The 6,357-nt window shown below is 45.6% G+C and carries 5 protein-coding genes; 2 read left to right on the top strand and 3 right to left on the bottom strand.

The window, feature by feature from the left end; genetic code table 11:
• Positions 1-90: 90 nt before the first annotated feature.
• From hemG to AB4585_RS15535, 3 genes are read right to left on the bottom strand one after another with little or no spacing between them, the layout of a single operon-like run.
• A complete protein-coding gene (gene hemG, locus AB4585_RS15545; RefSeq protein ID WP_017058824.1) occupies positions 91-618 on the bottom strand; it encodes a menaquinone-dependent protoporphyrinogen IX dehydrogenase in 528 nt (175 codons plus the stop codon).
• A 10-nt stretch (positions 619-628) separates the two neighbouring features.
• Entirely contained in the window at positions 629-2,086 is a 1,458-nt protein-coding gene (locus AB4585_RS15540) for a TrkH family potassium uptake protein (protein ID WP_008223210.1), read from the bottom strand.
• Between the two features lie 34 nt (positions 2,087-2,120).
• The gene (locus AB4585_RS15535) at positions 2,121-2,744 is read right to left on the bottom strand and encodes a YigZ family protein (RefSeq protein WP_017058823.1); all 624 of its coding nucleotides are present in this window, start codon (positions 2,742-2,744) and stop codon (positions 2,121-2,123) included.
• Positions 2,745-2,971: 227 nt separating this feature from the next.
• Between AB4585_RS15535 and fadB the strand changes: the two genes are divergently transcribed.
• Positions 2,972-5,143 carry a fatty acid oxidation complex subunit alpha FadB gene (gene fadB / locus AB4585_RS15530; protein WP_372170193.1) on the top strand — a complete coding sequence of 724 codons (2,172 nt, stop codon included), beginning with the start codon at positions 2,972-2,974 and terminating at the stop codon, positions 5,141-5,143.
• Between the two features lie 26 nt (positions 5,144-5,169).
• Positions 5,170-6,333: an acetyl-CoA C-acyltransferase FadA gene (fadA, locus tag AB4585_RS15525; protein WP_004736671.1), complete on the top strand. Its 1,164-nt coding sequence runs from the start codon at positions 5,170-5,172 to the stop codon at positions 6,331-6,333.
• Positions 6,334-6,357: the final 24 nt, after the last annotated feature.

The following is a 6,357-nucleotide window of genomic DNA, read 5'->3' as shown; positions in this document are numbered from 1 at the left end:
CACACTGGCAAGCCCTTTTTTAAGTTTTTTTCGTTTTTTTATTCGTTCGATTAAAAAGAACTCAAAACGCCTCAAAAGTAGGCTTTTATCTTACATATTCTTCAGTTTTTCAGTGAACAAAGAGACTTTTTCCCAGTTTGTGTACTCAACTTCCTTCGTTGTATCCGTTTCACCACCTGTCATATTCATAATAAAGCGGATCATGGTTCTATCGAACCAGTTATAACGTGGGTAATAGAGGGCACCTGCAAATACACCGATTAAAGTCGGCTGCCATGGAGACTTGGTAAGGAACTTCTTAATATACGCACTGCCTTCTGGTGTATCTTTGCCTTGGTCTTCTTTACGCGCCGTTAAGTTAACACAGAAGAACGCAACCTTGCTTGATTGCAACTGAGTAAGGTTGGCATCAATAAATTGATATAGCTTCTTATTAAGGTGGCCATAACGAATCGATGCGCCAATCAACACTCTGTCGTACTGAGCAAAGTCCACCTTGCCAATAGTGTGCAGATCTTGAAGCTCACATTCGAACTCACTCATTTCTTCTTTTATATAGTTCAAGATTTTCTTGGTCTGCCCTTCACGGCTTGAATACAAAAATAGAACTTTTGCCACAATGTTGTCCTTAGCTACGCCAAAACGTAGGGGTCAATAAGATTAATAAGGTGAAGATTTCTAATCGGCCAAACAGCATAGATACGATAAGTACCCATTTTGCTTTGTCGTTCACATCGCCAAAGTGCACCGCGACTTCACCAAGGCCCGGGCCAAGGTTATTTAATGTCGCCGCTACCGCAGAGAAAGCACTCAACTCGTCCATACCAGTTGCAATAAGAGCCAGCATACAAACCACAAACACTAATGCGTATGCAGAGAAGAAGCCCCAGACCGCATCTACAACACGTTGTGGTAGTGCAGAACCGCCAACCTTGATGGTATAGACAGCCCGTGGGTGAACAAGACGCTTCATTTCACGAGCACCTTGCAGAGTAAGTAGTAAGATTCGAATCACTTTCATACCACCACCCGTAGAACCTGCACATCCCCCTATAAAAGAAGAGAACAAAAGCAGTACGGGTAAGAACAATGGCCACTCTGAGAAACCCGTCGTTGTAAAACCCGCGGTCGTAGAGATAGACACGGTTTGGAACAAGGCTTGGTCGAAAGCATCGTAGTACGAATCATAAGAGTGATGATTGAGCAGTAATAAGAAACAAACCAAGAACAGTACTGCCTGAATAAAGATAAAGGCGCGGAACTCAGGATCTTTCCAATAATACTTAGGATGCACACCACCTGAAGCAAATGCAGCAAAGTGAAGCGAATAGTTACATGCGGATATAAGAAGGAACACAACTGTAATCATGTTGATCGCAGGGCTATTGAAATACCCCATGCTCGCATCGTGAGTCGAGAAGCCACCAATCGCAATAGTAGAGAAGCTATGACTGATGGCATCAAAGAAGCTCATCCCAGCAAGCCAAAACGCCACTGCACAAGCAATGGTTAAGCTCAGGTAGATGTACCAAAGCGCTTTTGCCGTTTCAGCAATACGCGGAGTCATCTTGCTATCTTTTACTGGACCCGGGATTTCAGCACGATATAACTGCATACCACCGATACCCAGAACAGGGAGGATAGCTACCGCTAATACGATGATACCCATACCACCAAACCATTGTAGGAACTGACGATAAAAAAGAATCGCCTTAGGCAGATCATCGAGGCCGACAATTACGGTCGCACCTGTCGTAGTTAATGCAGAGAAGGATTCGAAGAAAGCATCGGTTACCGACACATTGGGGTTATCGGCGATCAAAAACGGCAGCGCACCCGCACTACCGATTACCGTCCAAAACAGAACAACAATCAAAAAGCCATCACGCGCTTTCAATTCATGCTTATAACGTCGGTTTGGAAACCAGCAAGTTGCTCCACAGAATAAGAGAACGAAGAAGGTCGTCACAAATGGCACACCCGCACCATCTCGATAGATCAGTGCGACGAGCGCAGGAGCAAGCATTGATACACTAAAAAGTGCTAATAATAATCCGACGATTCGAATAATTGAGCGAAATTGCATGAGCTATTGAACGAAGCGAAATGCTTCACACTTCCTAGTTGTCTTTGACTTTCGTTACCAGTGCCTTAGCACCGCTTTTATTGATCATGGTTTGGGTAAACGAATCTACCTGAAGGAGCTCTATTTCAATAATAAGCTCAACTTGAACACCATAATCCGCTTGGACCTCAACAGCCTGATGCTGAGCCATGATGGATTGTGCGATCGGCACAAAGCCATAGTCTAACTCTAGCCGTAATTTTGTGGTTATTTTTTTCTCGATAGTTTGAAGCAGCTTGAGAGCTTGTTGTACGCCACCGCCGTAAGCCTTAACCAAACCGCCGGTTCCAAGCTTAATTCCGCCAGAGTAGCGCGTCACAACAGCCGTTAATTCACCGACACCAGAGCCCGATAGTTGCGCCAAGATAGGCTTACCCGCTGTACCCGAGGGTTCACCATCATCACTGAAACCCCAAAGCATTGAGTCTTCAGGTCGACCAGCAACAAAACCCCAACAGTTATGTCGTGCTGAAGAATGCTCTTTTTTCACCTGTTCTACGAACTGTTTTGCAGCTTCAACACTTGGAGTATGAGCAAGATGCGTAATAAAGACGCTCTTTTTTATCTCTTCTTCAAACAGAGCCGACGCAGAAGGTATTAAATAAGGCTGTTCATTCATATCGTTAACTTAGTTAATAAGAGCGACGAAGTGTATCACGCGTGAATAATAAGGGTTAGAGGATCTGTGCCATCGCACAATGTTAAACAATTGTTTAAAAAATGTATTGAAATTAATCAAGCAGAGGTACAGACTAAGATAACTGGTCTTACCAGGTATTCTACAATAATAGAAAGATAACAAGATTCTCTCAAACAATCGTGGATTGTATGTCATGGAGATAGACAATGATTTACCAAGCTAACACCCTACAGGTAAAGGAATTACAAGATGGTATTGCGGAATTAAGCTTCTGTGCACCAGCCTCTGTAAACAAACTCGACCTTGCTACTTTAGAATCACTAGATAAAGCGTTAGATGCTCTTAATGCTCACGCAGGATTACGTGGTTTAATCTTAACTTCAAACAAAGACGCGTTCATTGTAGGCGCAGACATCACTGAATTTCTTGGCCTATTTGCTAAGCCAGAAGCAGAACTTGATGAATGGTTAAGATTCGCTAATTCAATCTTCAGCAAGCTCGAAGACCTTCCTGTCCCAACTCTTTCAATGATGCGTGGCCATGCCCTTGGCGGCGGCTGTGAATGTGTACTCGCTACCGATTTCCGTATCGGTGACAAGACCACCAGCATAGGCCTACCAGAAACCAAACTTGGCATCATGCCTGGCTTTGGTGGTTGTGTGCGTCTGCCACGTGTTATCGGTGCTGACAGTGCAATGGAAATTATCACGCAAGGCAAAGCATGCCGTGCAGATGAAGCACTTAAAGTTGGCTTGTTAGATGCGATTGTTGAAACAGACCAACTATTAGAATCAGCGATTAACACTGTTTCTCTAGCAGCCAATGAAAAACTCGATTGGCAGCTACGTCGTAAACAAAAAACATCAGCGCTTTCATTAAGCAAACTAGAAGCGATGATGAGCTTTACCATGGCGAAAGGCTTAGTGGCTCAAAAAGCAGGGCCTCATTACCCAGCACCTATCACCTCGGTTATCGCTATCGAAGAAGCAGCACGTAGCGATCGCGATGCAGCACTAGACATCGAGCGTAAACACTTCGTTAAGCTAGCGAAATCTGAAGAAGCGAAAGCATTGGTCGGCTTATTCCTTAATGACCAATACATCAAAGGCCTAGCGAAACAAGCTGGTAAGTCTGCAAACAAAGCGACTGAACGAGCAGCGGTACTTGGTGCTGGCATCATGGGTGGCGGTATTGCTTACCAGTCAGCATTGAAAGGCGTGCCAGTGATGATGAAAGACATCGCACAGGCGTCTCTAGATCTCGGTATGAACGAAGCATCTAAGCTGTTGAATAAACGCTTATCACGCGGTCGCCTAGATGGATTCAAGATGGCAGGTATTCTGTCTTCTATTACCCCAAGCTTACATTACGCAGGTGTTGAACAGTCAGATGTGATTGTGGAAGCAGTTGTAGAAAACCCTAAAGTAAAAGCAGCAGTACTGAGTGAAGTGGAAGGTCTCGTGGGTGAAGACACAGTTCTTACATCAAACACCTCAACGATTCCGATCAACCTGCTAGCAAAATCTCTAAAACGCCCAGAAAACTTCTGTGGCATGCACTTCTTTAACCCAGTACACCGCATGCCTTTGGTTGAGATCATCCGTGGCGAGCATACTTCAGAAGAAACCATTAATCGCGTAGTCGCTTACGCAGCGAAGATGGGCAAATCCCCTATCGTTGTTAACGACTGCCCAGGCTTCTTCGTTAACCGTGTACTTTTCCCTTACTTTGGCGGTTTCAGCATGTTGCTACGCGACGGTGCTGACTTCACGAAGATCGATAAAGTCATGGAACGTAAGTTCGGTTGGCCAATGGGCCCTGCTTACTTGCTAGACGTTGTAGGTTTAGACACAGCACATCATGCACAAGCAGTAATGGCGCAAGGTTTCCCAGAGCGTATGGGTAAAGAAGGTCGTGATGCAATTGACGCACTTTACGTCGCTGAAAAATACGGTCAGAAAAACGGTAGCGGTTTCTACACATACAGCGTAGACAAGCGTGGTCGTCCGAAGAAGACCTTCTCTGAAGACATTCTTCCTATCTTGGCTGACGTATGTCAAGCACCACAAGATTTTGATGACCAAACAATTATCCAGCGCGTGATGATTCCAATGATCAACGAAGTGGTGCTTTGTCTAGAAGAAGGCATTATCGCGACACCGCAAGAAGCGGATATGGCACTGGTTTACGGTTTAGGCTTCCCTCCATTTAGAGGCGGCGTATTCCGCTACTTAGACAGTGTGGGCATTGGTAACTTCGTTGAAATGGCGAAAGGCTACCAAGACTTAGGTGCAATGTACCAAGTTCCTCAGCTATTGCTTGATATGGCAGCGAAGGGCGAAAGCTTTTACGACAGCCAACAAGCCAGTTCTCTGTAACCCACATTTGGAAAAGGAATAGCAAAATGAAAAATGTAGTTGTTGTTGATTGCCTTCGCACCCCAATGGGACGTTCCAAAGGTGGAGCTTTCCGTCACACTCGTGCTGAAGATCTGTCTGCACATTTGATGAAAGGCATTTTAGAGCGCAACCCAGAAGTAAACCCTGTCGAAATTGAAGATATTTACTGGGGTTGTGTACAACAAACACTAGAGCAAGGCTTCAACGTTGCACGTAACGCTGCCTTGCTTGCTGGTCTACCGATTGAGATTGGTGCTGTAACAGTCAACCGTTTATGTGGTTCATCTATGCAAGCTTTGCATGATGCAACTCGCTCTATCATGGTTGGTGATGCTGAAATCTGCCTGATTGGTGGTGTGGAGCACATGGGCCACGTACCAATGAACCATGGTGTTGATTTTCACCCAGGCATGTCAAAACACGTAGCAAAAGCGGCCGGCATGATGGGGCTAACCGCTGAGATGTTAGGCAAAATGCACGGTATTAGCCGTGAAGACCAAGATGCATTCGCAGCACGCTCACATGCTCGCGCTCAAGCAGCTACGGTTGAAGGTCGTTTCAAAAACGAAATCCTGCCAACAGAAGCTCACGCAGCCGACGGTTCACTGTTCACTCTGGATTACGATGAAGTCATTCGCCCAGAAACTACGGTTGAAGGCTTATCTCAGCTTCGCCCGGTATTTGACCCAGCAAACGGTACGGTAACAGCAGGTACTTCATCAGCACTGTCTGATGGTGCATCGGCAATGCTTATCATGAGCGAAGAGAAAGCCAACGCACTTGGCCTGAAGATTCGCGCTCGCGTGAAGTCGATGGCTATCGCTGGCTGCGATCCTTCAATCATGGGTTACGGCCCAGTACCAGCGACGAAAAAAGCACTTAAACGTGCAGGCCTAACCATCGAAGATATGGGTGTGATTGAGCTAAACGAAGCGTTTGCTGCTCAATCTCTACCTTGTGCTAAAGACTTAGGTCTACTGGATGTTGTTGACGAGAAAGTAAACCTTAACGGCGGTGCGATTGCTCTGGGTCACCCACTAGGCTGTTCTGGTTCTCGTATCTCGACGACGCTAATCAACCTGATGGAAGCACAAGACGTGAAATACGGCTTGGCGACTATGTGTATTGGTTTAGGCCAAGGTATTGCAACGGTATTTGAACGCCCATAGCGTTTACTGACTGTAATATTTGAA

The sequence above is a fragment of the Vibrio sp. 10N.222.49.C9 genome (assembly GCF_041474985.1).
GTDB classification, from domain to species: Bacteria; Pseudomonadota; Gammaproteobacteria; order Enterobacterales; family Vibrionaceae; genus Vibrio; species Vibrio crassostreae_C.
The sequence above is the reverse complement of the archived record's forward strand: the minus strand, read 5'-3'. Positions and strand labels throughout refer to the sequence as shown.

What these genes read in the sequence shown, in the direction of transcription:
- fadA (WP_004736671.1), top strand. Translation starts at nt 5,170, where the DNA reads ATGAAAAATGTAGTTGTTGTTGATTGCCTTCGCACCCCAATGGGACGT.
- fadB (WP_372170193.1), top strand. Translation starts at nt 2,972, where the DNA reads ATGATTTACCAAGCTAACACCCTACAGGTAAAGGAATTACAAGATGGT.
- AB4585_RS15535 (WP_017058823.1), bottom strand. Translation starts at nt 2,744, where the DNA reads ATGAATGAACAGCCTTATTTAATACCTTCTGCGTCGGCTCTGTTTGAA.
- AB4585_RS15540 (WP_008223210.1), bottom strand. Translation starts at nt 2,086, where the DNA reads ATGCAATTTCGCTCAATTATTCGAATCGTCGGATTATTATTAGCACTT.